Source organism: Paenibacillus sp. FSL L8-0333 (assembly GCF_037965665.1).
Classification (GTDB): Bacteria; Bacillota; Bacilli; order Paenibacillales; family Paenibacillaceae; genus Paenibacillus_AQ; species Paenibacillus_AQ odorifer.
The window spans coordinates 4,810,334-4,835,627 of sequence record NZ_CP150186.1 but is presented as its reverse complement, the minus strand read 5'-3'; the positions used below and the strand labels follow the sequence as shown (position 1 = coordinate 4,835,627).

The 25,294-nt window shown below is 45.7% G+C and carries 21 protein-coding genes; 19 read left to right on the top strand and 2 right to left on the bottom strand.

Annotated features, from left to right (window positions below):
- Positions 1–14: 14 nt before the first annotated feature.
- From dxs to NYE72_RS21665, 8 genes are all read left to right on the top strand, one after another.
- Positions 15–1,919 carry a 1-deoxy-D-xylulose-5-phosphate synthase gene (dxs, locus tag NYE72_RS21700; protein ID WP_038572528.1) on the top strand — a complete coding sequence of 635 codons (1,905 nt, stop codon included), beginning with the start codon at positions 15–17 and terminating at the stop codon, positions 1,917–1,919.
- Positions 1,920–1,964: 45 nt separating this feature from the next.
- A complete protein-coding gene (locus NYE72_RS21695) occupies positions 1,965–2,867 on the top strand; it encodes a TlyA family RNA methyltransferase (protein WP_036682815.1) in 903 nt (300 codons plus the stop codon).
- Positions 2,868–3,132: 265 nt separating this feature from the next.
- On the top strand, positions 3,133–3,606 hold the full coding sequence (locus NYE72_RS21690; RefSeq protein ID WP_235219482.1) for a hypothetical protein: 474 nt from the start codon (positions 3,133–3,135) through the stop codon (positions 3,604–3,606).
- Between the two features lie 31 nt (positions 3,607–3,637).
- Complete coding sequence (gene argR, locus NYE72_RS21685; protein WP_036682813.1) at positions 3,638–4,087, top strand: transcriptional regulator ArgR; 450 nt, start codon at positions 3,638–3,640, stop codon at positions 4,085–4,087.
- A gap of 46 nt (positions 4,088–4,133) precedes the next feature.
- Positions 4,134–5,861 (top strand): DNA repair protein RecN, encoded by a 1,728-nt coding sequence (gene recN, locus NYE72_RS21680; protein ID WP_038572526.1) that lies wholly within the window; start codon positions 4,134–4,136, stop codon positions 5,859–5,861.
- Between the two features lie 114 nt (positions 5,862–5,975).
- Complete coding sequence (spoIVB, locus tag NYE72_RS21675) at positions 5,976–7,112, top strand: SpoIVB peptidase (protein ID WP_036682809.1); 1,137 nt, start codon at positions 5,976–5,978, stop codon at positions 7,110–7,112.
- A 197-nt stretch (positions 7,113–7,309) separates the two neighbouring features.
- Entirely contained in the window at positions 7,310–8,125 is an 816-nt protein-coding gene (gene spo0A / locus NYE72_RS21670; RefSeq protein ID WP_036682806.1) for a sporulation transcription factor Spo0A, read from the top strand.
- A 282-nt stretch (positions 8,126–8,407) separates the two neighbouring features.
- Positions 8,408–9,127: a hypothetical protein gene (locus NYE72_RS21665; protein ID WP_339210392.1), complete on the top strand. Its 720-nt coding sequence runs from the start codon at positions 8,408–8,410 to the stop codon at positions 9,125–9,127.
- Between the two features lie 169 nt (positions 9,128–9,296).
- Here NYE72_RS21665 and NYE72_RS21660 read toward each other — a convergent pair whose 3' ends face one another.
- Complete coding sequence (locus tag NYE72_RS21660; protein WP_036675971.1) at positions 9,297–11,039, bottom strand: ATP-binding cassette domain-containing protein; 1,743 nt, start codon at positions 11,037–11,039, stop codon at positions 9,297–9,299.
- A gap of 213 nt (positions 11,040–11,252) precedes the next feature.
- Here NYE72_RS21660 and NYE72_RS21655 point away from each other — a divergent pair, with 213 nt between their 5' ends.
- The 7 genes from NYE72_RS21655 to NYE72_RS21625 all read left to right on the top strand — a co-directional run bounded on the left by NYE72_RS21655 (position 11,253) and on the right by NYE72_RS21625 (position 17,715).
- Positions 11,253–11,636: a hypothetical protein gene (locus NYE72_RS21655; RefSeq protein ID WP_036675973.1), complete on the top strand. Its 384-nt coding sequence runs from the start codon at positions 11,253–11,255 to the stop codon at positions 11,634–11,636.
- Between the two features lie 284 nt (positions 11,637–11,920).
- The gene (locus tag NYE72_RS21650) at positions 11,921–12,697 is read left to right on the top strand and encodes an ABC transporter ATP-binding protein (RefSeq protein ID WP_036675974.1); all 777 of its coding nucleotides are present in this window, start codon (positions 11,921–11,923) and stop codon (positions 12,695–12,697) included.
- Positions 12,698–12,739: 42 nt separating this feature from the next.
- Positions 12,740–13,750: an aliphatic sulfonate ABC transporter substrate-binding protein gene (locus NYE72_RS21645; protein ID WP_326047904.1), complete on the top strand. Its 1,011-nt coding sequence runs from the start codon at positions 12,740–12,742 to the stop codon at positions 13,748–13,750.
- Between the two features lie 37 nt (positions 13,751–13,787).
- Positions 13,788–14,639, top strand: coding sequence for an ABC transporter permease (locus tag NYE72_RS21640; RefSeq protein WP_326047905.1), 852 nt, complete (start codon positions 13,788–13,790; stop codon positions 14,637–14,639).
- Positions 14,636–15,448, top strand: coding sequence for an ABC transporter permease (locus NYE72_RS21635; protein WP_326047906.1), 813 nt, complete (start codon positions 14,636–14,638; stop codon positions 15,446–15,448). The genes NYE72_RS21640 and NYE72_RS21635 overlap by 4 nt, the downstream gene beginning before the upstream one ends.
- A gap of 31 nt (positions 15,449–15,479) precedes the next feature.
- Positions 15,480–16,838: an LLM class flavin-dependent oxidoreductase gene (locus NYE72_RS21630; protein WP_326047907.1), complete on the top strand. Its 1,359-nt coding sequence runs from the start codon at positions 15,480–15,482 to the stop codon at positions 16,836–16,838.
- Between the two features lie 481 nt (positions 16,839–17,319).
- Positions 17,320–17,715, top strand: a complete 396-nt coding sequence (locus tag NYE72_RS21625; RefSeq protein ID WP_051490895.1) for a DUF488 family protein — start codon at positions 17,320–17,322, stop codon at positions 17,713–17,715.
- A gap of 277 nt (positions 17,716–17,992) precedes the next feature.
- Here the strand turns inward: NYE72_RS21625 and NYE72_RS21620 are convergent, their stop codons facing one another.
- Positions 17,993–18,412 (bottom strand): hemerythrin domain-containing protein, encoded by a 420-nt coding sequence (locus NYE72_RS21620; RefSeq protein ID WP_036675981.1) that lies wholly within the window; start codon positions 18,410–18,412, stop codon positions 17,993–17,995.
- A gap of 386 nt (positions 18,413–18,798) precedes the next feature.
- Here NYE72_RS21620 and NYE72_RS21615 point away from each other — a divergent pair, with 386 nt between their 5' ends.
- From NYE72_RS21615 to narI, 4 genes are read left to right on the top strand one after another with little or no spacing between them, the layout of a single operon-like run.
- Positions 18,799–22,473, top strand: a complete 3,675-nt coding sequence (locus tag NYE72_RS21615; protein WP_036675985.1) for a nitrate reductase subunit alpha — start codon at positions 18,799–18,801, stop codon at positions 22,471–22,473.
- Complete coding sequence (gene narH, locus NYE72_RS21610) at positions 22,463–24,034, top strand: nitrate reductase subunit beta (protein WP_036675987.1); 1,572 nt, start codon at positions 22,463–22,465, stop codon at positions 24,032–24,034. Before NYE72_RS21615 ends, narH begins: the two co-directional genes overlap by 11 nt.
- Complete coding sequence (narJ, locus tag NYE72_RS21605; protein WP_036675989.1) at positions 24,027–24,593, top strand: nitrate reductase molybdenum cofactor assembly chaperone; 567 nt, start codon at positions 24,027–24,029, stop codon at positions 24,591–24,593. The genes narH and narJ overlap by 8 nt, the downstream gene beginning before the upstream one ends.
- Positions 24,590–25,276 carry a respiratory nitrate reductase subunit gamma gene (gene narI / locus NYE72_RS21600; protein ID WP_036675990.1) on the top strand — a complete coding sequence of 229 codons (687 nt, stop codon included), beginning with the start codon at positions 24,590–24,592 and terminating at the stop codon, positions 25,274–25,276. The genes narJ and narI overlap by 4 nt, the downstream gene beginning before the upstream one ends.
- Positions 25,277–25,294 lie beyond the last annotated feature (18 nt).

The window sequence follows — 25,294 nt, the reverse complement described above, 5'->3', positions numbered from 1 at the left end:
GCGGGGAACTATTCGTGCTGCTTCCACAAATAAATGATCCACAACAACTGAAATCACTGTCAGTCGAAGAATTAACTACTCTTGCAGAGGAAATTCGACGATTTCTGATTGAGAAGCTTACAGCAACCGGCGGGCACCTCGGTTCTAATCTGGGGGTGGTGGAGCTCACGCTGGCCTTACATTATTGCTACAACAGTCCTCGTGACAAAATGATCTACGACGTTGGCCACCAAGCCTATGTCCACAAAATACTGACCGGCCGTCAAGATCGCTTTGATACCCTGCGCAAATATCAGGGATTGTGCGGCTTTGTTAAGCGCTCTGAAAGCGAACATGATGTGTGGGAAGCTGGACATAGCAGCACCTCTTTGTCGGCAGCGATGGGGATGGCTATGGCTCGTGATCTTAAAGGCGAAGACAACAAGGTAATTGCCGTGATTGGTGACGGTGCGCTTACCGGCGGGATGGCTTTTGAAGCGCTTAACCACATTGGCCATGAGAAGCGTAAGCTGATGGTTATTTTGAACGATAATGAAATGTCGATTGCTCCGAATGTAGGGGCGATGCACAATTATTTAAGCAAAATTCGTTCGGACCGTCATTATTTGCGTGCTAAAGACGAGGTTGAAGGGCTGCTTAAGAAGATTCCGGCCATCGGTGGACGATTAGCGAAAACCGCTGAACAGTTAAAAAACAGTCTTAAATATATGATGGTACCCGGAGTATTGTTTGAAGAGCTTGGCTTTACGTATCTTGGGCCAGTGGATGGACATGATCTGGAGAAAATGATCGACACCTTCCATCAAGCAGATAACGTGGCGGGTCCTGTGCTTGTGCATGTGCTGACGACCAAAGGCAAGGGCTACAAACCGGCTGAGACTGATTTCTATAAATCGCATGCCATTTCCCCTTACAAAATTGAGTCGGGTCAGGCACTTAAAGCTGTAGGTCCTCCAATGTATACCGAAGTATTTGGCAGTACGCTGATTGAGCTGGGACGTGAAGATTCGCGCCTGATTGCAGTTACCCCTGCGATGCCAGGCGGTTCAGGGTTGTTTCCTTTTGCGAAGGAATTTCCGGATCGCATGATTGACGTCGGTATTGCCGAGCAGCATGCAGCAACCCTGTGTGCAGCTTTGGCTATGGAAGGGATGAAGCCGGTATACGCCGTGTATTCTACCTTCATGCAGCGTGCCTATGATCAGATCGTCCATGATATTTGCCGCCATAACGCCAATGTTATGTTCGCCATTGACCGTGCTGGATTTGTGGGTGCGGATGGTGAGACTCATCAGGGTGTGTACGATGTTGCTTTTATGCGCCATATCCCTAATATGGTGATGATGATGCCGAAAGACGAAAATGAGCTGCGTCATATGATGAAGACGGCACTTGAATATAATGACGGTCCAATTGCTTACCGCTATCCGCGTATTAACGGAACAGGCGTGGCAATGGATGCTGAACTGCATACCCTTCCTATAGGATCATGGGAACGACTGCGTACAGGAGAAGGATATGCTGTGGTGGCATGTGGTCCTATGGTTCAAGTGGCTGAAGAAGCCGCTGATTTGCTGAAGCGGGAAGGGATTCAGGTGGGTATTGTGAATGCGCGTTTCCTGAAGCCGCTTGATAACTCCATGCTTCTTGATTTGGCTCATGCTGGAACCAATATGGTTGTTATTGAAGAGGCTTGCCAAGCGGGAAGTCTCGGCAGTGCGGTATTGGAATTCTACGCGGAGCATGAAATTTATGACGCTCGTGTACATCTGATGGGTGTGCCCGACATCTTCGTGGAGCATGGCTCCATTAAAGAACAACGTCAGCAAACAGGCCTTACCGTAGAAGCGTTATGTGCACGTATCAAGTCCATGATGGCTCTAAGTGCTTATAATTACAAAACGACTTCGTCTTCCTAAGTGGAAGCCGGAAATTAGTAACCCTTGAACGATCGGGAGATGACCATGGAACACCGTAAAGAACGGATTGATGTACTGCTTGTGGAGCAAGGTTTTTATGAAAGCCGGGAGAAAGCTAAAGCTGCTATTATGGCAGGGTTGGTGCTCGCGGATGAGGAACGTATTGAAAAAGCTGGCATGAAGGTCTCGCGGGAGTCTACCCTTAAGGTTAAAGGCTCTGTGCATCCGTATGTCAGTCGTGGAGGCCTAAAGCTGGAGAAGGCTCTTCGCCAATTTAATATTGATCTTACCGGACGGAACATGCTGGACATTGGTGCTTCCACTGGCGGCTTCACAGATTGTGCGCTTCAGAATGGTGTAAGCCATGTGTATGCCATTGATGTTGGCTATAACCAGCTGGATTGGTCACTGCGTAATGATGAGCGAGTGAGCGTCATGGAGCGTACGAACTTCCGGTATATGACACCTTCAGATTTGCAGGGTCCTGTTCCGGACTTTGCCAGTATTGATGTTTCTTTTATATCCTTAAAAATAATTCTCCCACCCCTCAAAGCCTTGCTGCAACGTCCAGCAGATATCGCTGCACTCATCAAGCCGCAATTTGAGGCTGGGCGTGAGAAGGTTGGAAAATCAGGTGTGATTCGTGATTCCGCGGTCCATAAAGAGGTATTGATTAATGTACTGACTATGGCTGCAGAGTTAGGATTCGGTCTACATGGATTAACCTTTTCACCAATTACAGGCGGAGAAGGCAATATTGAGTTTCTTGCTCACTGGAGACTGACGCCAGAAGTGGTGGAAGGCGAAGAAGTATCCGTACAGCCGGCAGCTGCTGTTGCAGCAGTCATTCCAGTGGAGGACTTCGCTTCCCTTGCTGATGAAGTGATTAAGCAGGCTACGAGTACTTTTAATGTGAGTTCTACTCATGGAAACTCCCCGCGCCGCTAGAGCTTTATGAACACCCCGTCAACCTCAAATGGTCAGCGGGGTGTTTTGCAGATTTGCTCAAATGGATTGAATTTATTAAAATAAAGACCCGGTATAAAATCCGGGTCTTTATATTTTGAATCTTTTTTGGATTTACTGTGCTCGTTGTAATTGTAAAATGCTGAATTAGCGAATAATATCAATTATGCGGAAAGCTCGTAAAAAAACAGCTTAGAAGCAGGATTTACCAGGGCTTCACGCGAATAAATCACCGAGGTGATTGATAGTGGCGGGTAGCTCTGACAAGGTCGTTATGGCGTTTATTGGGGTAGCATTATCGATTTTTATAATATATCGGGTATATGTATGGCTGCAGAGTTCTCCGCGTTCTTTTATGAAGGATCAGATTCCGTTCAATAAAGTGATTATTCCACATCCCTCTATTGATATACTTGAGGATGAAGGATATGAGGTCGTTGGAGGGAAATTAAAAATCCCCTTGTCTTTCAACGTAAATGGGGCGCAGATGTATAGCCGGTTATTTATAGATTATGTGGCGACAAAAGAGGAAGGATCGTTATATTTAGTTATCCTTTCCAGACCACGCAAGCCTTTGGATTTCACTGGCAGCGGCTTACGTGATACCTTGCTTCCCTACCTGCTGATCTATCCGGAATGCAGCGGCGTTCTATATGTTAATGTAGCAACAGCATCGATCCATGTAATTAAGCTTGGCAAAGACGATGGAGAATCAAACTGAGTCCATATTTTTTATATACCAGGAGGCAACAATGAAGGGACAACGACATATTAAGATTCGTGAAATTATTACACAAAAGGATATCGAGACACAGGACGAGCTTGTGGAAGCCTTGCGTGAATCAGGTTTTCAAGTTACTCAAGCCACAGTATCTCGAGATATAAAAGAGCTGTTGCTCATCAAGGTACCCATGGATGATGGAAGATATAAATATTCACTTCCAACGGATCAACGGTACAATCCCATTCAGAAGCTTAAGCGCGTTCTTGTGGATAATTTTGTGCAGATCGATTCCTCGGCTAATCTTGTGGTGATGAAATGTTTACCAGGTACGGCTAACTCTGTCGCTGCTTTGATTGATAATATTGACTGGCCGCAAATTATGGGAACCCTTTCTGGTGATGATACAATCCTTATTATTTGCCGTTTACCTGAGGACAGTAAGACTGTAATTTCACAAATCATGGGTTATATTTCTTAATTATAATTAATCAGATGCCTGTCATCTTCTCGGAGGTGCTCTATTAGTGTTAGAAACCTTGTCTATACGCAATCTTGCCGTCGTTGAGGCGGTTGATGTGCATTTTTATCCTGGCTTCCACGTGCTTACGGGAGAGACCGGGGCAGGTAAATCCATTATTATTGATGCGCTTGGATTGATTGTTGGAGGCCGCGGTTCAGCGGATTCCATTCGTTATGGTTGTGAAAAAGCGGAGATGGAGGCGCTCTTCAGTCTTCCCAGCGGTCATCCCGTTTGGGAGACTTTGGAGCGTCTTGGCATTGAGGCCCAGCGCGAGGAGCATCTTATTATACGACGCGAGCTTACCTCTCAAGGTAAAAGTACATCACGTGTAAATGGACAGATGGTCAATCTTACCATGCTTCGCGAGATCGGCGAGCAGCTGGTTAATATACACGGCCAGCATGAGCACCAGAACTTGCTGAAGGCGGAACGGCATCTGGGACTGCTGGATACATACGGAGAACCGATTATTGGTCCGCTAAAGGCAGTTTTTCAGGAAAGGTATTCTGCCTTCGCGAAGGTGGAGAAAGAGCTGCGAGAGCTGCAGGAATCCAGCCAGAAGGCATACCAAATGCTCGACTTATATCGTTTTCAGCTTGAAGAAATTTCATCCGCCGGATTAAAACCGGGAGAAGATGAATTACTTACCGAAGAACGGGTCAAACTATCCCACAGTGAGAAAATGATGGATTCCGTATCGGGTGCATATGAGCTGCTTTACGACAGACAAGGCTTGGAATCGATCGGTAATGTCATTTCCAGACTTGAGGATGCAGTTCGTTACGATGAGAAGGGTCTGCGAACAGTGCTCGAACAGCTGCAGTCCTCATATTACCAGCTAGAGGATGCTGCTTTTCAGCTTCGTGATTACCGGGAAAATATCGAGTTCAATCCGATGCGACTTGAAGAAATCGAGAATCGTCTGGATTTGATCACTGGACTCCGACGTAAATATGGAGAGAGTGTAGAACAGATTTTGGCTTATTATGAACAAATTCACCGGGAAACTGATTTGCTTGAGAATAAAGATGAATATCTGGAGAAACTGACGGCGAAGCGCGATTCGCTGCTGTCTGTATTAATGGAAGCAGCTACGGAATTAAGTGAAGCACGCAAGCTTTGTGCTGCTGATCTGGCCACCCAAGTGGAGGGTGAGCTTAAAGACCTTCAAATGGAAAGAACCTCGTTGCAGGTCAAATTAGACACGCTGGAGGACCCCCGTGGAGTGGAATACAATGGTCGGCGTATTCGCCTCACAAGACAAGGGATAGACAGCGCAGAATTTATGATATCCCCTAACCCGGGCGAACCCCTGAGACCTCTTGGCAAAATCGCCTCTGGTGGTGAGCTGTCGCGTATTATGCTGGCAATGAAAAGTATTTTTGCGCGCCATGATGCAATTCCAGTTCTGATTTTTGACGAAGTGGATACCGGTGTCAGCGGCAGAGCCGCTCAGTCCATCGCAGATAAGCTGTTTAAGCTATCCTCTACCTGTCAGGTGTTCTCCATTACTCACTTGCCGCAGGTGGCTTGTATGGCTGACCATCAGTACTTAATCCGCAAAAAGGTTGAGGATGGAAGAACCATGACTGAAGTGGAATCCCTAACAAACGATGGACGTGTAATGGAGCTGGCCCGGATGCTGGGTGGCGTAGAAATTACCGAAAAAACATTGCATCACTCGCAGGAAATGCTTAATCTGGCCGAGGCAAGTAAGGCTGCAACAAGCTAAGCGGAGCAATGATTGACAGTAATAAAAGCCTGGGGGCAAGGTTATCTTATAGGTACGCAATTGGCGACCACCTTTTTCGTCAAGCGAAAGAAGCAAAAGGGAGCGTGACAGCCATTGAAGCCTAACCTCAGGAAGTTAATGCCAGGCCTTTTATTTGCCTTCTTTCTTAGTTTATCGGGCATAACGGGAACAAATCTAAGTTCTGCTGCACCACTGCATGGTGAACCAGCCAAGGTGACTGCACAAGGAATTCATTCCGAGCTTAAGGTGATCCCGGGAGGTCAAACGATCGGTGTGAAAGTGAAATCAGCAGGTGTTTTGGTTGTTGGTCATCATCTGATTGAAGTATCAGAGAAATCTAAGCTTTCCCCAGGAGAGGTCAGCGGTTTAGTGCCGGGTGATCTGATGATCTCCATGAATGGTGAGAAATTGGATGAGTTGTCCAAGGTGGCCAAGCTGGTGGATCGTGCTGGTAAAGCGAATAACCCCTTGACCATTGTCTTCAAACGCGGGGGTAAAGAGCATACAGCTAAGCTAAAGCCCGCGTATGACATTCATGACAAAGTGTGGCGGTTAGGCCTGTACATTCGTGATTCAGCAGCGGGTGTCGGCACATTAACTTTTTATGCTCCCGAGCAAGGTGTATATGGAGCTTTGGGACATGTGATTACAGACATGAATACCGGTACCCCAATTGTTGTAGGCAGTGGTCATATTGTTCAGTCCAGTGTAACCTCCATATCCAAAAGCCAGGATGGCGATCCGGGCGAGAAACGAGCGCATTTTTTGAAAGAAAGCCAAGTGCTTGGAAATGTGGAGAGTAATACTGACTTCGGCATCTTCGGTAAAATGAGCTCCAATCCCGAGCACAGTCTTTACAAAGAACCGATTCCCGTGGCGATGAGTGATCAAGTCAAGGAAGGTCCTGCTGAGATCCTAACTGTAGTTGACGGACAGCAGGTGGAGCGGTTTAAGGTTGAGATCATTCATGTAGCACATCAGCAAACGCCAGCCACTAAAGGAATGGTGCTGCGAATCACCGATCCACGTCTTATCGATAAGACAGGCGGTATCGTTCAAGGCATGAGCGGAAGTCCTATCGTACAGGATGGCCGTCTCATAGGGGCGGTAACTCATGTATTTGTAAATGATCCTAAGTCCGGTTATGGGTGCTTCATCGAATGGATGCTTCAAGATTCAGGTGTGACCAAACAGGAGAATAGGTATTCATTAAATCTTAAGGCGGTTTAGCCTTAAGATTTTTTGTCGAACGATTACGAAGAACCTCGAACATTGAGATAAAATATTTAATTATAATCCAACGCAGAAAAAAAATAAAGAAAAATAATTTTCGACAGAAGGGAATTCGATCTCCATGTCGAAAACGTAAGAGACAAGAAAAAAATGTTATTTTCGAATAGCAGATATAATTAAGGAGGAAGCAGCCAGTGCAGAATATTGAAGTGTTGTTGGCCGATGATAACAGGGAATTTACGAATTTGCTTTCCGAGTACATTTCTGAGCAAGAAGATATGACCGTAACGGGTATCGCCTACAATGGTGAAGAAGTGCTTCAAATGCTTAGCGAAGCGCGTAAAATTCCCGATGTTCTTATTCTTGATATCATCATGCCGCATTTAGACGGCCTAGGTGTATTGGAACGTCTACGTGATATGGATCTGAATCCTCAACCGAAGATCATCATGCTGACTGCTTTTGGTCAGGAGAACATCACTCAAAGAGCTGTACAGCTTGGTGCATCCTATTATATTTTGAAACCGTTCGATATGGAGGTCCTGGCAAATCGTGTACGTCAGCTTGTCGGCTCTCAAGGCAGCATGAGCTCTTCCTCCAACATGTACAATTATTCGTCGACGTCCAGATCGAATGTAGTGCCGCTCTCTAAGGGCAAGAACCTCGACGCTAACATTACCTCGATCATCCATGAAATCGGTGTCCCAGCGCATATCAAGGGCTATCAGTACCTGCGTGAAGCGATCACCATGGTATATAACAATATCGAGATCCTTGGTGCGATTACGAAGACGCTCTACCCAGCAATCGCTGAGAAGTTCAAAACCACGCCTTCACGCGTAGAACGGGCGATTCGCCATGCGATTGAAGTGGCTTGGACACGTGGGAACATCGACTCCATCAGCCATTTATTCGGTTACACCATTAATATCTCCAAATCTAAGCCTACTAACTCGGAATTTATTGCCATGGTAGCAGACAAGCTGCGGATTGAACATAAGGTTAGTTGAAAGGGTTAGGGGTAGTGCGGGGTAAGGGATTGTAGGTTGATGGTAGGTGTTTACAGTCAGTATATAAAAACCGATAAACTTGTTTTGAAGCCGATAAACTTTTTCCATCTCACCCGATAAACCTTTTTGGTTTATTGGGTTTTGTTTTTATTTAAAGATTAGCCATCTTATAAATGGTGAAACTCAAGCAGGGACATAGAACAATCGGGCGAACTGGTTAGATAAACTAATTTTCTATCCAGATACAGAACTACATTTATGAGTTAAGTCGGAGGAATCTTCATGAATTATTACGAATCAGGTGTTGAAAGAATTAGGAATATTGATGCGAATTTATACATTGAAATTTCAAAAAAAAGATACGAAGAAGTAAGATCTAAGGGTGAATATGAAGCAGATGCTAATTTGATTGCAGAGTATTACCGTAGAGTCGGCGTGTTTTTGCAGTTTATCTCAAAGGAAGCAGCAAGTATATACATAGGAATGGATATGTTATTAGGTTTTAAGATGGAGGAAAATGAGTGGGACAGTTTCTTAGAAACGTGTCCGAATTTTAATAAAATTGATATTATGCTTATGAAATTAATAAGTATACATTATTTACGCTGGTGCTCTTTGCTTGATGCGCGCGACAATATCGCATTGCAGTTTCCAGATATATATGAACCGATGATCAAATTATTTGAGAGAGGTGGGGGACGGATTAATACGCATCACCACGAACTGGTTGGTGGATTTGGAGCTTTTTCACGCTCTATCCATGCAAATAGAGGAGATATGACCCCTTTTGATATAAGCGATGTTGCTCTAGAAAATATCATTAAGGAAGTAGAACTAGCAGAAGGTTACTTAGCTGACTATAAGAACGGCAATTTATCAGAAAATAATTGTATCCGCTGTGGTAACAAATTATTGATCCTACCAAACTTATCGGATTATGGTTATCAATGGTATAAAATTAAATGCGCGACTAAAGACTGTTTTGATAAAAATTTCTCATGATACTTCATTATAGTTATATCAATCAGAGTGTCCGCGGCATGAGCTATCAATAAAATCAATGCAGTAAAAAGACACTGAGATCTATTCATCAGTGTCTTTTTTTTGGATACTTTTCCACCAACATTTTATTTCATCGTTCTTGTAATCATTTCATTCAGAGGGTTGGAATTTAAAGCAACTTAATCAGCTCTTCTAGCTCATCAACCATACCTTTTGCAAGTTCAAAATTATTGTCTTTTAAAGCTAATTCTATTTTCATTTCAACTGCTTTTTTATTTTGTTCATTTTCTAAATAATCTTTATCAAAATGACTGGTATAAATCATCTTTCTGAATTTTCGCATACTCATTTTTCTAATCGTCTTATCGTCAATGATTAGTACATAATCCATCCCATTTACTACAGAATAGAAATCATGAGAAATCATGAGTATCGCACCTTTATAGTCTTCAATGGCTTTCTCCAGTGCGATTTGTGTATAGGTGTCTAAATGGCTTGTCGGTTCATCAAGAAGCAATAAGTTTGCTTTGCTAGCAGAAACTTTTGCCAATTGCAGTATATTTTTTTCGCCACCAGATAAAGATTCTATCTTTTGATTAAGAATTTCTCCTTCAAAGCCATAGTTTGAAAGATGTGCTCTAATCTCGTCATAAGTTGCAAACCCGGCATCGATGAAGTCTTCTAGTATGGTATTAGAATCCTTTAGCACTTCGTCTTGAAGCTGAGAAAGATAAGCCACTTTAATATCAGAATTCATTTTAATTGAATCATGATTATTTTTAAAGATATCTCGGAGTAAAGTCGTTTTCCCGGTACCGTTTGGACCGATAAGGGCTATTTTATCTGTAGGTTTCATCTCAAAGTTAACATTTTCTAAAATCAACTCATCAAAGGAAACACTATAATTATTCACATTTAAAACAGTGATGTCTTCTTCAATTTCATTGTCCACACCAAAACTGATTTTTGGTTGCTTAATATCAACGAATGGTGCTTTAATTTTTCGCGCTTCCAATCTTTCTTGAAACTTAACCCTAGCTTTTAACGCTCTTCCTCTAGATGCTTCTGAATTATAGGTTGCGATCGCTCTAAGATTATCAATAATGTTATCGTATCTCTCTATCTCTTCTTGTTCAGCGACTGCGATTTCTTGTAACTCAATTTTCGTCTGAAGTAATGAGAAGTTATACTCAATATATCGCCCATCGAACTCTTGGATCTCCATGTTTTCAAGGTGTATAATTTTGTTAAAACAATGATTCAATAGATAACGGTTATGCGTAACCACTAGCAATATTCCTTTGTGAGCATTAATAAGATTTTTAAGTGCATTTAGGTTTTCAAAATCTAAAAATACATCGGGCTCATCCATAATCATTAAGTCTGGATTAGTCAGCATTTCCTTCATCACTTGAATAAGCTTAAATTCCCCACCACTTAGGTCGGATACCCTAGCATCTTTTAGCTTCAAGAGGTTGGCTAAATTTAGTTTCTTATTAATATTGCTTTCAAAATCATTTCCATCCATTAAATCAAAGGCATCTAGAGCTAATTGATACTTTTCGAGTAATGAATCAATATCTGATGATGTTTCCATTTCAGTGAGGATAGCTGTTATTTCATTTTGTATCTTAATAAATTCTTCTCCTATATATTCAAAAACGGTTGTTTCTTTAGATTTGTCTAGTTGCGAAAACTGACTTACATACCCAATTTTGCAGGTTGGGTCCATCTCTAGCTTGCCTTCGAACAAATATTTTTCTGGATCCATTAGTATATCGATCAGTGTACTTTTACCACTGCCGCTTGTTCCTATAAAAGCGCAATGTTGTGCCTCTTCAAGCGTAAATGAAATGTTTTTATATAGGTCTTTTTGCGGGAATGCGAAGGATAAGTTATCAACTTTTATCATAGTGTTACCTTTCTTAACTAAAAATAGTGACTATTATAAGATGTATTGAAGAGCACAGATTTTGAGTTTACCGTTGATAGAGTAACACTGTTTACAAGCAACTTCAATCATTTCGCATTAAAGTTGCTTGTGAAATTTTAAAATACAACTTAGAACAATATGATCACGCCTGCCCAGATAGCGTATTATAGCTCGATTACATCTGGCCAGTAGTTGGGTTGGCTGTGGCACGGAAAGAAGATTGCAGATGCGATTGTAGTAAATAACTCGGCCTACGTACCTGTACGCGCGATGTCCGAAGCGACCGGAGCAGGGGTGACGGTTGAAGGAAAAACGATAATAGTGGAGAGTAAGGAGACTGAGAAGGCAGCGCTAAAGGCAAGTATTGCTGCGGCTAAACTCCGGGAAAGATTAGCAGGGGCAGAATCAAGCGTTCAAGTTCTCAAAGAAGCGATCCAACTGGTGGAAACTACTGCGGCCGACCTAACAAGCGCAGCAGACTTAGAGGCTAGAAGAAACTATATCGCGGAGTTGAATAAACGTGTAGAGTTCATGGAAATAGAAATTTCGCAGATCAAGACGCAGCTCGGCGAATAATAAATGAATAATGACGAAAAGTCTCGCCATTACTGGTGCGGCTTTTTTTACTTGCAATTAGATAAATCCCTGCCATTCACACAAAACTCCACTTCACATAATAGACACTCATTTGGAAAATAATGTTTGACATGTGAGGAATGTCACTGATAAGATGATGTAAATTAAACCTAGTTGAATAATCGGATAAGGTTCTTTAGAGGATCTCATTATTTTTTTGCTTTAAATACCTATTAAATACATAAGTATAGTTTAATTTATATTTATCGGAAAGGGTGAATGGAGTGTCGGAGGAAACACTGGTTATCGAACATTTGAATAAAGTATACGCCGCGCCTGCAGGTGATGTTATCGCATTAAGTAATATTCAGCTGAAGGTGAAAAAAGGCGAGTTGATTACGATTATAGGTCCCAGCGGCTGCGGAAAAAGTACCTTGCTAAAAATTGTGGCAGGACTGGATACGAGCTATAGCGGCACGGTTCTACTGAATGGCAAACAGATCGACGGTCCGAGTATTGAGAAGGGATTTATATTTCAAGAACCAAGACTTTTTCCGTGGTTGACGGTGGAGCATAATATTGCAGCAAATTTATCGCTTAAAAATCCAGAGGTTCGCAAAAAAGTAAATGAATTGATTGAACTTGTACGATTAAAGGGTTTTGAGAAATCCTATCCACGTGAGCTGTCAGGCGGGATGGCCCAGCGAGTATCTATTGCTAGGGCGTTGCTCCGTAATCCGGATGTATTATTGCTCGATGAACCTTTTGGCGCACTAGACGCTTTTACTAGATCACATCTGCAAGAGGTACTTCTTGATATTTGGCAGAGTAATAAGACGACTATGTTATTTGTAACTCATGATCTGGATGAAGCTGTATTTTTGGGTGAGCGGGTAGTCATTATGAATCCTCGACCTGGACATATTCGCAATATTCTTCCCATCGATTTACCGTTTCCGCGAAAAAGATCCAGTACTTCATTCCAAGAGTTACGTCGACTGGTTCTGAGTGAGTTTGAGAAGGTTGAAGAACCGGCAATCGATGTTGGTGCTGGTATCTAGATAAAGAGAGTCCATTTTTTATAAAAAGGGGAGAAATGATCCATGAAATTATTTCGTAATTCACTACTTGTTATGCTTGTTTTGTCTGTATTTGCAACGGGTTGTGCATCGAATGAAAAGAGCGCGGGAAAGAACGATGCGAACAAATATGAAGGTGTGACCATTAAAATTGGCGTGCAGGGCAGCGGGGGAATGTTTGGTAAAGCCCGTGAGGAAAAATGGTATGAGCAAGAATTTGATAAGCTGGGCGTCAAAGTAGAATGGACGGAATTTCAAAGTGGACCCCCAATGACAGAGGCGATCGCTTCTAATAAGTTGGACATAGCGACGCTTGGTAACATGCCGGTGATCGCAGCCCAAGCTGCGGGCATTCCTATTAAGATTATCTCACAAGTATTAGAAGGTACGAATAACGTTGCTCTTCTTGTACCTGGTAGTAGTACTGCTCAGAAACTGGAGGATCTGAAAGGCAAGAAGATAGCTGTTACAAAAGGCAGCAATGCTTACAACTTCCTTTATCGCGGTATTGAGGAATCAGGTCTTAAAGAAGCAGATTTTGAGATTATCCAGCTACAGCCCGATGAAGCACAACCTGCATTTGAATCCGGTGGCGTTGATGCATGGGCTACATGGGATCCGTATATTACTCTAAATGCATTGACCGGTAAAGGGAAGGTTTTGACGGATGGTGAGCAATTGGGTGTCTTATCTCCTTCTTTTGTGATCTCCCGTTCAGCGTTCGCAGAGAAATATCCAGAACTAGTTACGCTTTATTTAAAAGTGACCAACAAAGCTATAGCTTGGGAGACAGATAATCGCGCTGAAGCGACTGAAAGATATGCAGCTGAGCGGAACATTCCGGCAGCGGTAATCGAGGGTACGTTTGAACGTTCCCAGATGATCAACATTCCAATTAGTGATGCTGTTGTTGATGAATTGCAGAAGACAGCCGATTTTCAATTTAATATTAAGAACATCCGTAAAGAGATTGAAGTTTCTAAAATAACAGACAATCAATATATTGAAGCAGCACTGAAGGAACCTTTGAAGTAACGGATGAAACCACAGATGTAGAAAAGAGGTTGTTTACATGCAATTCAGTGCTGAAAAAGCTGTGATCTCGCCACTAATCCATAAAAAGAATCCAGTAAAGAAACGTGGACTTTCCATCCAAACGACGAATATATTGCTTGGACTTATCTTACCAATTGCTTTACTCCTGATTTGGGAGATAGCCGGAGCGATGGGAAAGTTAAATCCTATATTGCTGCCAAGGCCAAGTGAAATATGGCGGGAACTGGTTAGCTTGACCGCGTCCGGTGAGCTGGCGAAACATTTAGGCATATCTGCTTGGCGGGCACTGCTTGGTTTCTTAATTGGGGGAGGGCTTGGCTTAACGGCGGGTTTGTGGGTAGGCTTCTCATACAAAACAGAACGTTTGCTGGATCCGTCGCTGCAAATGCTGCGCACGCTGCCTCATTTAGCAATCGCTCCACTATTTATTTTGTGGTTCGGATTCGGTGAAACCTCAAAAATATTGTTGATTGCCAAAGGTTCATTTTTCCCGTTATACGTGAACACATTTCTAGGAATCCGTTCGGTGGACAACAAGTTGTTTGATGTTGGGAGAGTACTGCAATTCAGTAAATGGCAGATGGTGAGTAAATTAATTATTCCAGCCTCACTGCCCAACATCTTTTTAGGTATCCGCTTGTCTGTGGGCATAGCTTGGCTTGGACTTGTCGTAGCGGAGATGATGGGTTCTAGCTCAGGTGTTGGCTATCTAATCAATGACGCGCGATCGTTTTCTTTGACCACAGTGGTATTTGTTGGGATCATCGTGTTTGCCGTAGTAGGAAAGCTGTCAGACTCATTAGTAAAGCTGTTGGAATCGAGATTGCTAAGATGGCAGGACAGTTATAGAGGAGATAAAGGATCATGAGCAATCACCTATCCAGTAATAAAATAGAGCGTCACGACGATGGTTTAAGCTGGATTCCAAAAAAACTGCATGGCTGGATTGTACCTCTAGCTCTAGTGGTGATTTGGGAAGTGGCAGCTGCGCTCCATTTAGTCTCTGCGACGACATTGCCTGCTCCATCTACCATTATTGCGCAGTTCTTTTCTTTAATAGCTAGCGGTGAGCTGTTTCGACATCTGGGGATTAGCGCCTATCGGGCAGGGCTTGGCTTTTTATTGGGATCTGCTACTGGACTGCTGCTTGGCTTATCTACAGGACTTGGGAAATTAGTAGAGCGTACACTGGATCCATCTTTACAGATGCTTCGAACGATTCCATTACTTGCCCTTATTCCGTTATTCATTTTGTGGTTTGGTGTGGGTGAGTTTTCTAAAATACTAATGATTTCATTAGGTGCTTTTTTTCCAGTTTATCTGAACACTTTTCTAGGAATTCGTAATGTTGATATCAAGCTTGTTGAAGTATCCCATATTTTCCAATACACAAGATGGCAGCTGCTTAGCAAAATGATTATTCCGGCTGCAATGCCTAATATTCTACTTGGTATTCGCTTATCACTTGGTGCATCGTGGCTTGTACTCGTCGTAGCGGAGATGATGGGAACAAGTGCGGGGATAGGCTATATGATTCAGGATGCCAGAGCTTATTCGCAAACAGATATAGTATTCGTTGGAATTTCAATCTTTGCAGTGATAGGAAAACTTTCGGATTCCGCAATTCGATTGCTGGAGAGAAGATGGCTGCATTGGCGTGATACATTCAAAGGTTAACGAACTCTAGAACTCGAAAGGCAGGGTCATTATGGGAACCAGAAAAGATCAGATACATTTAGGTGCATTTATTTATTATTCAGGACATCATCATTATGGCTGGCGGCATCCGGAATCAGGAGCGGATAAGATCTTCAATTATAAATTTTATCGCGAATTGGCAAAAACCGCCGAGCGTGGGAAGTTCGATATGATGTTTTTGGCGGATTTGTTGTACGTGATGGGTGCGGATCAAGCTGCTTCGGGTATGCTGGACCCATTGACGCTGTTGTCAGCCCTTTCGACAGAAACAGAAAAACTCGGATTAACGGCTACCGTATCGACCACGTATAACGAACCTTATAATGTGGCCCGCAAATTTGCTTCTTTAGATCATATTAGTGAAGGCCGAGCGGGTTGGAATATTGTCACCTCCCAGCTCGATGTGGAAGCTTATAACTATGGGAAGCCGGAGCATCCGGAGCACGGACTTCGGTATAAAATGGCACGTGAATTTGTTGAGGTGGCAACACTTCTCTGGGACAGCTGGGAGGATGACTCTTTAATCGTCAACCGCGAAGACGGACAATTTGCTGACGCGAAGAAGATCAAAGAAGTGGAATACAAAGGGGAGTGGTATTCTACAAAAGGAACCCTCAATGTTCCTCGCTCACCTCAAGGGTATCCTGTACTTATTCAAGCCGGATCTTCTGGTCCAGGACAAGATTTTGCAGCTAGTTTTGGAGAGGTGATCTTTACGGCACAGCAGTCGCTTGAAGCGGCTAAGGCCTTCTATGAAAGCGTCAATTCCAAATTAACAGATTACGGACGTGAACGTGGTAGCTTAAAAATTATGCCGGGCTTATCTCCGATCATTGGAGCGACCGAAGAGGAAGCCCAAAGTAAATATAAAGAACTGCAGGAGTTGATTCCTCCTGCTGCTGTTGTTGGTATGTTGTCTGGCATGTTGAGGTTTGACCTGTCCGAATACCCAGTAGATGGACAGCTGCCTGAGATTCCTGATCCAGTAGAAGCATCAAATGGAATGAAAAGCCGGGTTCAGCTGATTATGGATATGGCTCGTAAGGGCAAATTATCGATATTAGAATTAGGCCGTCGTTTGCTTGGTGCACGAGGACATATGCAGTTTGTTGGAACCTATGAACAATTGGCAGATTTAATGCAATTGTGGTTCGAAGAGTACGGCTGCGATGGATTTAATATTATGCCACCAGTACTGCCGGGCAACTTGGATGAATTTGTGGATCATGTTGTGCCCATCTTGCAGGCACGCGGCTTGTTCCGTACTGAGTACACGGGGAGTACTCTTCGTGAACATTTAGGATTGGAGCGTCCGGATATCCGTCATTTCCAGAATCGTAGAGTGGCTGAAATAGGGGCTGGTAAATAAGCGGATTCACTCCTTTATTGGGTTTGGAAAACCAATGAAGGAGTATTTTTTATGTAAAAATAATGTGAATAGTAAAAGATCATCCCACCTGAAGCAATAACATTATATTTGTATTGGTTGCAGAAGTTTCGTGAATCGTTCCAGAAGCAATGTAACAAGTTTCTATTCCATCTGAGTATATTTTCAATATTTTAACGATCGATTCACCGTTTCCACGGATTATCTCACAAGTATTAGAAGGTACAAACAATGTTGCTCTTCTTGTGCCTGGCACTAGTGCCGCTCAGAAATTAGAGGATTTAATCGGCAATCAACCTGCTTACGGTACCACATTCCCTCCAAGTTACTGTCTTTGGCAGGAAAATTTGTTCCATGGTATATTCAGTGTACTAAGAAATCGCTCTTTTGGAATAGCTGCCGCACGTTCGATACAGCATTGGACAACGGTCCGTTCCAGTATGGATGCCAGGAGGGAGACTACATGTTGGAGAATACCTGCCGCAATTTAGATGAACATCAGTACTCTATATGTCTGAAGCGGATTTATGAGCCGGCGGCTCCGGAGGACGGGTACCGGATACTGGTGGACAGGCTGTGGGCACGCGGAATTACGAAACCGCAGGCGGCATTAGACGAATGGATGAAGGAGATTGCTCCAAGCCCGGAGCTGCGCAAATGGTTTGACCACATGCCGGAGCGTTTTGCGGCATTTAGTGACCGTTATATCCGGGAACTGGAGGAAGATCCGACGCGCGTGAGACTTGCAGCGACAATCCGTGAACGGGTGCTGAAACAGGATGTTACGTTGGTATATGCCGCGAAAGACCCAATACATAATCATGCGAATGTATTATATAAATGGCTGCTTTCCAGATAAAAAGCACACGGATCTCCCCCGAATCGTTAAGGATTTCGAGGGAGGCCCGTGTGCTTTTTTTAATAAATAAAATTAGATGCTGGGTGAATAGATTCATAATTAAATTGTTGTTCAATTGGAGTGCCGGTCCGAAAAACTCATAATGAATTTGCTCTTCTTTCATCCCGAGCCTGGGCAGTTCGCCAATCATCGCTTCCATTGTTGGGCGAATACACGCTGCAAGAATTACTGATTAACAAAGCTGATTTGCGTGCCATCCTGCAAGCTAGAAATGAGGTCACGCCTCCTCAAACAGAAGACGTTCTTCATCCCGGCTATGAATCGCGTTCACAACCAGCAGCGCGTGGAACTGGTGAAGCACCTCCGGAGTGAGGCCTTCTTCCGCAAGCAATGCTTTGACATCTTTTACTATAATCCGCAATAATTCATGATCACGTGTAAGCCCGAGAACTGCGTCTTGCAGGTTAGGATTCTTCCCGGCCATTTCCTGGTAGAACCCGTCTTCCTCCGCGTCAGCATGGCTGATAATCCGCGTCTCCCAGTACTCAATTAGATGTTCGGCGGCCTGATGCGCCACTTCAAATTCCTTCGCTTCCAGCAGTTCTTCCACTTCTTCGGTCTTGGCTACAGCGCCGGAGAGCCCGCCCTGATGAATGGCATGGTGGGCATGCAACTGGCGTAGTGAGGGTCCTGGCATGTTGCTTCATCCTCCCGTTTTTCGAAAATATAAAATCTATATGTTTCATATGATAATGATCATTCTACTTCTCGCTGAAACGGTACCGTCTTCAGAAAAGGACGGTAAAGCCGTTTCCACTTGCCAGTATAGCACACGAATTTGCAGAGGAATTCCCGCTAAGGAATTCCCCGGACCAAAAAGAGGGAAGTCCCTAATGGCATCCTCTGCCCGGGAAGTAAACGGCAGGAACACAGCTTTTCTCCTCAGTGGGAAAGGCTATTTGCTTTTTATTCAGATCGAGGGAATTCCCGAGGTTCAATAGGTGTTTCCCTAATGGGAAGCACGGCCGGGTAGATCCATAATGGTATTAATTGAATAAATTTTGAAGGGAGTGTTCTGGATCGATGAAGAAGAAATTCGGACTTAACTTTTTTAAACCGGTTGAAAGCTATTCCGGAAACTGGTCCATTCTTGAAGAGAAAAATAGAGATTGGGAGAATATGTACCGCCAGCGCTGGTCTCACGATAAAGTAGTGCGTACCACTCACGGAGTCAACTGTACAGGCTCCTGCAGCTGGAAGGTGTTTGTGAAGAACGGAATCATTACTTGGGAAAATCAGCAGATCGATTATCCTTCCTGCGGACCGGATATGCCGGAGTTTGAACCGCGCGGTTGTCCCCGCGGAGCTACCTTCTCGTGGTACGAATATAGTCCATTGCGCGTGAAATACCCGTATATCAGAGGGAAACTGTGGCGGCTGTGGCAAACGGCGTTGAAGGAGCATGACAATTACATCGATGCCTGGGCCAGTATTGTTGAAGACCCCGAGAAGGCTAGCCAGTACAAAAAGGCGCGCGGTAAAGGTGGACATATACGTGTAGCCTGGGACGACGCGCTGCGGCTGATCTCGGCCCAGCTGATCTACACGATCCGGAAATACGGTCCCGACCGCATCGCCGGCTTCACACCGATTCCGGCCATGTCCATGGTCAGCTACGCATCGGGGGCGCGATTCATATCACTACTAGGCGGTCAAATGCTCAGTTTCTATGACTGGTATGCTGATCTTCCTCCGGCTTCCCCGCAAATTTGGGGCGAGCAGACGGATGTTCCAGAATCTTCGGATTGGTACAACGCCGGTTACCTGATGATGTGGGGCTCTAACGTACCGCTAACTCGGACGCCGGATGCCCACTTTATGACTGAAGTACGCTATAAGGGAACCAAAGTCGTGTCGGTGGCACCGGATCTCGCAGAGAACGTCAAATTCGCCGACAACTGGCTGGCCCCGAATCCAGGGTCGGACGCTGCGCTTGCCCAGGCCATGACGCATGTCATCCTGCAAGAGTTCTACCAGGAACGCCAGGAGCCGATGTTCCTGAATTATGCGAAGCAATATACAGATATGCCTTTCCTGATTCTGCTTGACCCTCATGAGGATGCCCTTAAAGGCGGACGTTTCTTGCGGGCGAGTGATCTTGGAGATAACTCCCAGCACTCAGACTGGAAACCGGTAATCTTTGACGAGGTGGCTGGTGAGATGATGGTTCCGAACGGTACCATGGGGCAGCGCTGGGAGGAAGGAAAGAAATGGAATCTGATCCTCGAGCGGGAAGACGGCAGTAAAGTAGAACCCGCCTTGACCATCGAAGGCCACGGAGAAGAGTGGACGGAAATCGTGTTCCCGTACTTCGATAATGCCGGCAACGGCACCTTCAGACGGGTGATTCCGGCCCGCAAAATACGGCTTGCCGACGGTGCAGAACGTTATGCCGCCACAGTCTATGATCTGATGATGAGCCAGTATGGCGTCGCACGTACAGAAAGTCCGCTTAACGCAAAGGGATATGAGGATCAATCCTCTTATTACACCCCGGCATGGCAAGAGAAGATTACGACGGTAAAGGCGAGTGTCGTAGTTCAGATTGCCCGCGAATTTGCCCAGAATGCGATTGATACGGGTGGACGCTCTATGATCATCATGGGCGCAGGGATTAATCACTGGTTCAACAGCGATACCATCTATCGTTCCATTCTGAATCTAGTGGTGCTGACCGCTTCCCAAGGTGTTAACGGCGGCGGCTGGGCGCATTATGTTGGTCAGGAGAAATGCCGTCCGATTGAAGGCTGGTCAACGGTTGCTTTTGCCAAGGACTGGCAGGGTCCGGCACGTCAGCAGAACGCGACTTCGTTCTTCTATTTCGCAACAGAGCAATGGCGTTATGAGGAGAGCGGCACTGATTCACTGAAATCGCCGACTGGAGGGGATGTAGCTTACCAACATCCGGCTGACTATAACGTATTGGCTGCCCGTCTCGGATGGCTGCCATCCTTCCCGCAATTCAACAAGAACAGTCTTCTGTTCGCCGAGGAAGCCGCACAGCAAGGCAAGAAGACTAACAGCGAGATTATCAGTCACACCGTGGAAGAGATTAAATCACGGAAAACACGGTTTGCCGTGGAAGATCCCGGCGCACCGGAGAACTTTCCCCGTTCATTATTTATCTGGCGCTCGAACCTGATTTCAAGCTCTGCCAAAGGGCAGGAATACTTCATGAAGCATTTGCTCGGAGCTTCCGACGGTCTGCTGGCCGAGCCGAATGAAGAACAGAAACCGGAAGAGATTATCTGGCGTGAGGATGTCGAAGGTAAGCTCGATCTGATGGTTGCCCTGGATTTCCGGATGACGACAACACCCCTCTATGCAGATATCGTGCTGCCGGCCGCAACCTGGTATGAGAAAACAGATCTGTCGTCGACTGACATGCATCCGTTTGTTCATCCGTTCAATCCGGCAGTTAACCCGCTGTGGGAATCCCGGTCGGATTGGGATATTTACCGCCAGCTGGCTGAGGTATTCTCCGAAATGGCAAAATCGCATCTGCCTGGCGTTTATAAGGATGTTGTGATGTCACCGCTCGGCCATGATTCGGTAAGCGAGATCTCACAGCCGATGGGTCTTGTCAAAGACTGGACCAAAGGCGAAGTTCCGGCTATCCCGGGCAAAACAATGCCGAACTTTACTATTGTAGAGCGTGATTATACTAAAATTCATGACAAATACATTTCACTCGGACCTAACCTCGCAATCGGCAAAGCAGGCGCGCACGGCATCAGCTTCTCTGTCGCCGAAGAATATGAGGAATTGAAGAAGCTCAGCGGTGTTTATTTCGATGAAACGATTAAAAACGGACTGCCGAAGCTGCAGACTGCCCGCCAGGCCGCAGATACGATTCTTCACCTGTCTTCGGCTACCAACGGGCGCGTGTCCCAGAAGGCTTACGCTGCAGCGGAGAAGGATTCAGGAGTAGAGCTGCGAGATATCTCGGCGGACCGGGCCGCAGAAAAGATTACGTTCCAGAGCATCACCGCACAGCCGCGGGAAGTCATTCCGACACCGGTATTCAGCGGGTCGAACAAGCAGGGACGGCGCTATTCACCGTTCACCACGAACATTGAACGTCTCGTTCCGTTCCGGACGCTGACCGGAAGACAGCATTTCTACATTGACCATGAAATCTTCCAGCAGTTCGGCGAAGCGCTGCCGGTTTACAAGCCAACGTTGCCTCCGATGGTCTTCGGGCCGCGTGACAAGGAAGTGAAGGGTGGACAGGATTCTCTGGTTCTGAGATATCTGACACCGCACGGGAAATGGAATATCCATTCGACCTATCAGGATAACCAGCACATGCTGACGTTGTTCCGGGGCGGTCCAACCGTGTGGATCAATAATGAGGATGCTGCGGCACATCACATTGAGGATAATGACTGGCTCGAAGTCTACAACCGTAACGGTGTCGTAACTGCACGCGCGGTTGTCAGTCACCGGATGCCGAGAGGCACCATGTTTATGTACCATGCCCAGGACAAGCACATTCAAGTACCGGGCTCTGAAATTACGGATACGCGCGGCGGAAGCCACAATGCGCCTACCCGGATTCATCTGAAGCCTACCCAGATGGTCGGCGGATACGCACAGCTCAGCTACGGTTTTAACTACTATGGTCCGATCGGCAACCAGCGTGATGTCTACGTAGCCGTCCGCAAAATGAAGGAGGTCAACTGGCTTGAAAATTAAAGCGCAAGTTGCAATGGTAATGAATCTGGATAAATGCATCGGCTGCCACACCTGCAGCGTGACCTGCAAGACGACCTGGACGAACCGTAAAGGTGCGGAATATATGTGGTTCAATAACGTGGAAACGAAACCGGGGATTGGTTATCCGAAACGCTGGGAAGACCAGGAGCTCTACAAGGGCGGCTGGCAGCTGCGCAAGGGGAAGCTGGAGCTGAAATCCGGCAATAAGCTGTCCAAGATTGCGCTCGGCAAAATCTTCTACAACCCCGACATGCCGGAGATGAAGGATTATTATGAACCGTGGACTTACAATTATGAGCATCTGACGAATGCAGGAGAGCAAAAGCATTCCCCGGTGGCGCGGGCTCATTCTGCTGTAACAGGCGAGAAGATGGATCTGGAATGGGGGCCTAACTGGGAGGATGATCTGGCGGGAGCGCATGTAACCGGCCCGCTTGACCCGAATATCCAGAAGATCGAGGAAGAAATTAAATTCAACTTCGAGAAATCGTTTATGATCTATCTGCCGCGCCTCTGTGAACACTGCCTCAACCCAAGCTGTGTCGCCTCCTGCCCTTCAGGTGCGATGTACAAACGGGATGAAGACGGGATTGTTCTGGTCGACCAGGAAGCCTGCCGAGGCTGGAGATATTGCATGACTGGCTGTCCGTATAAAAAAGTGTATTTCAACTGGCAGACCAACAAAGCGGAGAAGTGCACCTTCTGTTTCCCGCGTGTGGAAGCAGGACTGCCTACGGTATGCTCCGAGACCTGTACAGGCCGAATCCGCTATCTCGGGGTTCTGCTGTATGATGCCGACAAGGTTCTTGATGCCGCATCCACCCCGGACGAGAAAGATTTGTACAAAGCACAATGTGATCTGTTCATGAATCCGCATGATCCGGAAGTCATTGCCCAGGCGAGAAAAGATGGTATCTCTGAGGATTGGCTGGAGGCAGCCCAGAACTCACCGGTCTATAAGCTGGCGATTGAGCACAAGCTTGCCTTCCCGCTTCACCCGGAATACCGCACACTGCCTATGGTGTGGTATGTGCCGCCGCTTAGCCCGATCATGAATTATTTTGAAGGTAAAGATTCGCTGAAGAATCCCGATATGATTTTCCCGGCTATCGAAGAGATGCGCACACCGATCCAGTATCTGGCGAACATGCTGACCGCAGGCGATACGGAGACCGTCAAAGAAGCCCTGCAGCGGATGGCCATGATGCGTTCCTACATGCGCGCTAAATCCTCAGGCCAAGGGTTTGACGCTAGCCGTCTTGAACGTGTCGGTATGACAGCACAGCAGACAGAGGAAATGTACCGGCTGCTCGCGATTGCCAAATATGAAGACCGTTTCGTGATCCCAACCTCCCACAAGGAGCAGCACATGAACCCTTACCGTGCCCAGGGCTCGACCGGTTTCGGAAACGGGATGGGCGATATGGGCTCCGGCTCCGGTTGTGACGGCTGCGGACCTGCCAGCTCTGCCGGCGACACGATGAAGACCGGCAAGGAAATGTATGAAGAGAATTTCTACGGGGGGATTTGGCGTGATTGATCTGATCAAACTGCATGATTACAAGGAATCCTTCGGTTATTTCGCCCTGCAGCTCATGTACCCGGAGAAGCTGGACTTTCATCCGGCTTTTCTGGAAGAGGCGTTTGACAGCACTCATCCGGGTTATGCCCATGTGCATACCTATTGGAAGCAAATGCAGAGCTTCAGTCTGGATGAGATTCAGGAGAGTTATGCCGCTACATTTGATTTTCAGAAGGACTGCGCCTTGTATATGACCTATTTCAAATTTGAGGAGGCCAAGGAACGGGGGCAAATGCTCGCCAAGTTGAAGCTTCTGTACGAAATGTTCGGTCTGGAAATGCCGGAGGAAGAACTACCTGATTATTTGCCGCTTATGTGTGAATTTCTATATGCCGCGCAGTGGTTGGAAGTCCCGGGAGCGCCGGAGAATTTCCGGATGCTGATAGCGATTCTTGAGGATGGTACGTATCATCTGCTCAAGGCTCTGGAACGAAATGAAAGTCCCTATTTCCATCTGGTTAAGGGATTGCGCGAAACATTAAAAGCTTGTGCTGAACAGGAGGCCCTGAGTCAATGAATATGCTGGGTCAGTTTTTATGGGTCATTTTTCCCTACATGTGTATGGTGATCTTTATCGGCGGACATATTTTTCGTTATCGTAAGGATCAGTTTAACTGGACGGCCAAATCAAGTGAGTTTATTGAAAAGAAACAACTGAAATTCGGCAGCATTCTGTTCCACCTCGGAATTATGCCGGTTATCCTGGGCCATATTGGCGGGCTCGCTGTTCCGAAATCATGGCTGGAATCCATCGGCGTAAGTGATCATCTTTACCATATCGGCGCGGTATACATCGGGGGCATCTTCGGTGCAGCCACACTGCTCGGGATGCTGATTCTGACTTCGCGGCGCTTTACGCTTAAGAATGTCCGCCGTCTCAGCAGTGCATCGGACCTGATAGTCAACTCACTCCTCCTGTTTATCGTGTTTATGGGGATGTACTCTACCATTGTAACGAATGCCGTACAACCTGAGTTTGACTACCGCGATACGATTTCTGTCTGGTTCCGCGGCCTGTTCATGTTCCGTCCGGACCCGTCACTGATGAGTGATGTGCCGTTTTCCTTCAAGCTTCACATCTTGTCGGGGTTTGCCATCTTTGCCTTTTGGCCGTTCACCCGGTTGGTCCATGTATGGAGTGTTCCGTTGAATTATATAGGCAGAAGTTATATCCTATACAGAAGAAATAAATCGAATTAACGGAAAGAGTTGCGTGGA

Excerpts from the sequence above, each read along its gene's own strand:
- NYE72_RS21695 (WP_036682815.1), top strand. The coding sequence starts at position 1,965 with ATGGAACACCGTAAAGAACGGATTGATGTACTGCTTGTGGAGCAAGGT.
- argR (WP_036682813.1), top strand. The coding sequence starts at position 3,638 with ATGAAGGGACAACGACATATTAAGATTCGTGAAATTATTACACAAAAG.
- NYE72_RS21665 (WP_339210392.1), top strand. The coding sequence starts at position 8,408 with ATGAATTATTACGAATCAGGTGTTGAAAGAATTAGGAATATTGATGCG.
- NYE72_RS21660 (WP_036675971.1), bottom strand. The coding sequence starts at position 11,039 with ATGATAAAAGTTGATAACTTATCCTTCGCATTCCCGCAAAAAGACCTA.
- NYE72_RS21645 (WP_326047904.1), top strand. The coding sequence starts at position 12,740 with ATGAAATTATTTCGTAATTCACTACTTGTTATGCTTGTTTTGTCTGTA.
- NYE72_RS21640 (WP_326047905.1), top strand. The coding sequence starts at position 13,788 with ATGCAATTCAGTGCTGAAAAAGCTGTGATCTCGCCACTAATCCATAAA.
- NYE72_RS21635 (WP_326047906.1), top strand. The coding sequence starts at position 14,636 with ATGAGCAATCACCTATCCAGTAATAAAATAGAGCGTCACGACGATGGT.
- NYE72_RS21630 (WP_326047907.1), top strand. The coding sequence starts at position 15,480 with ATGGGAACCAGAAAAGATCAGATACATTTAGGTGCATTTATTTATTAT.
- NYE72_RS21625 (WP_051490895.1), top strand. The coding sequence starts at position 17,320 with ATGTTGGAGAATACCTGCCGCAATTTAGATGAACATCAGTACTCTATA.
- NYE72_RS21620 (WP_036675981.1), bottom strand. The coding sequence starts at position 18,412 with ATGCCAGGACCCTCACTACGCCAGTTGCATGCCCACCATGCCATTCAT.
- NYE72_RS21615 (WP_036675985.1), top strand. The coding sequence starts at position 18,799 with ATGAAGAAGAAATTCGGACTTAACTTTTTTAAACCGGTTGAAAGCTAT.
- narI (WP_036675990.1), top strand. The coding sequence starts at position 24,590 with ATGAATATGCTGGGTCAGTTTTTATGGGTCATTTTTCCCTACATGTGT.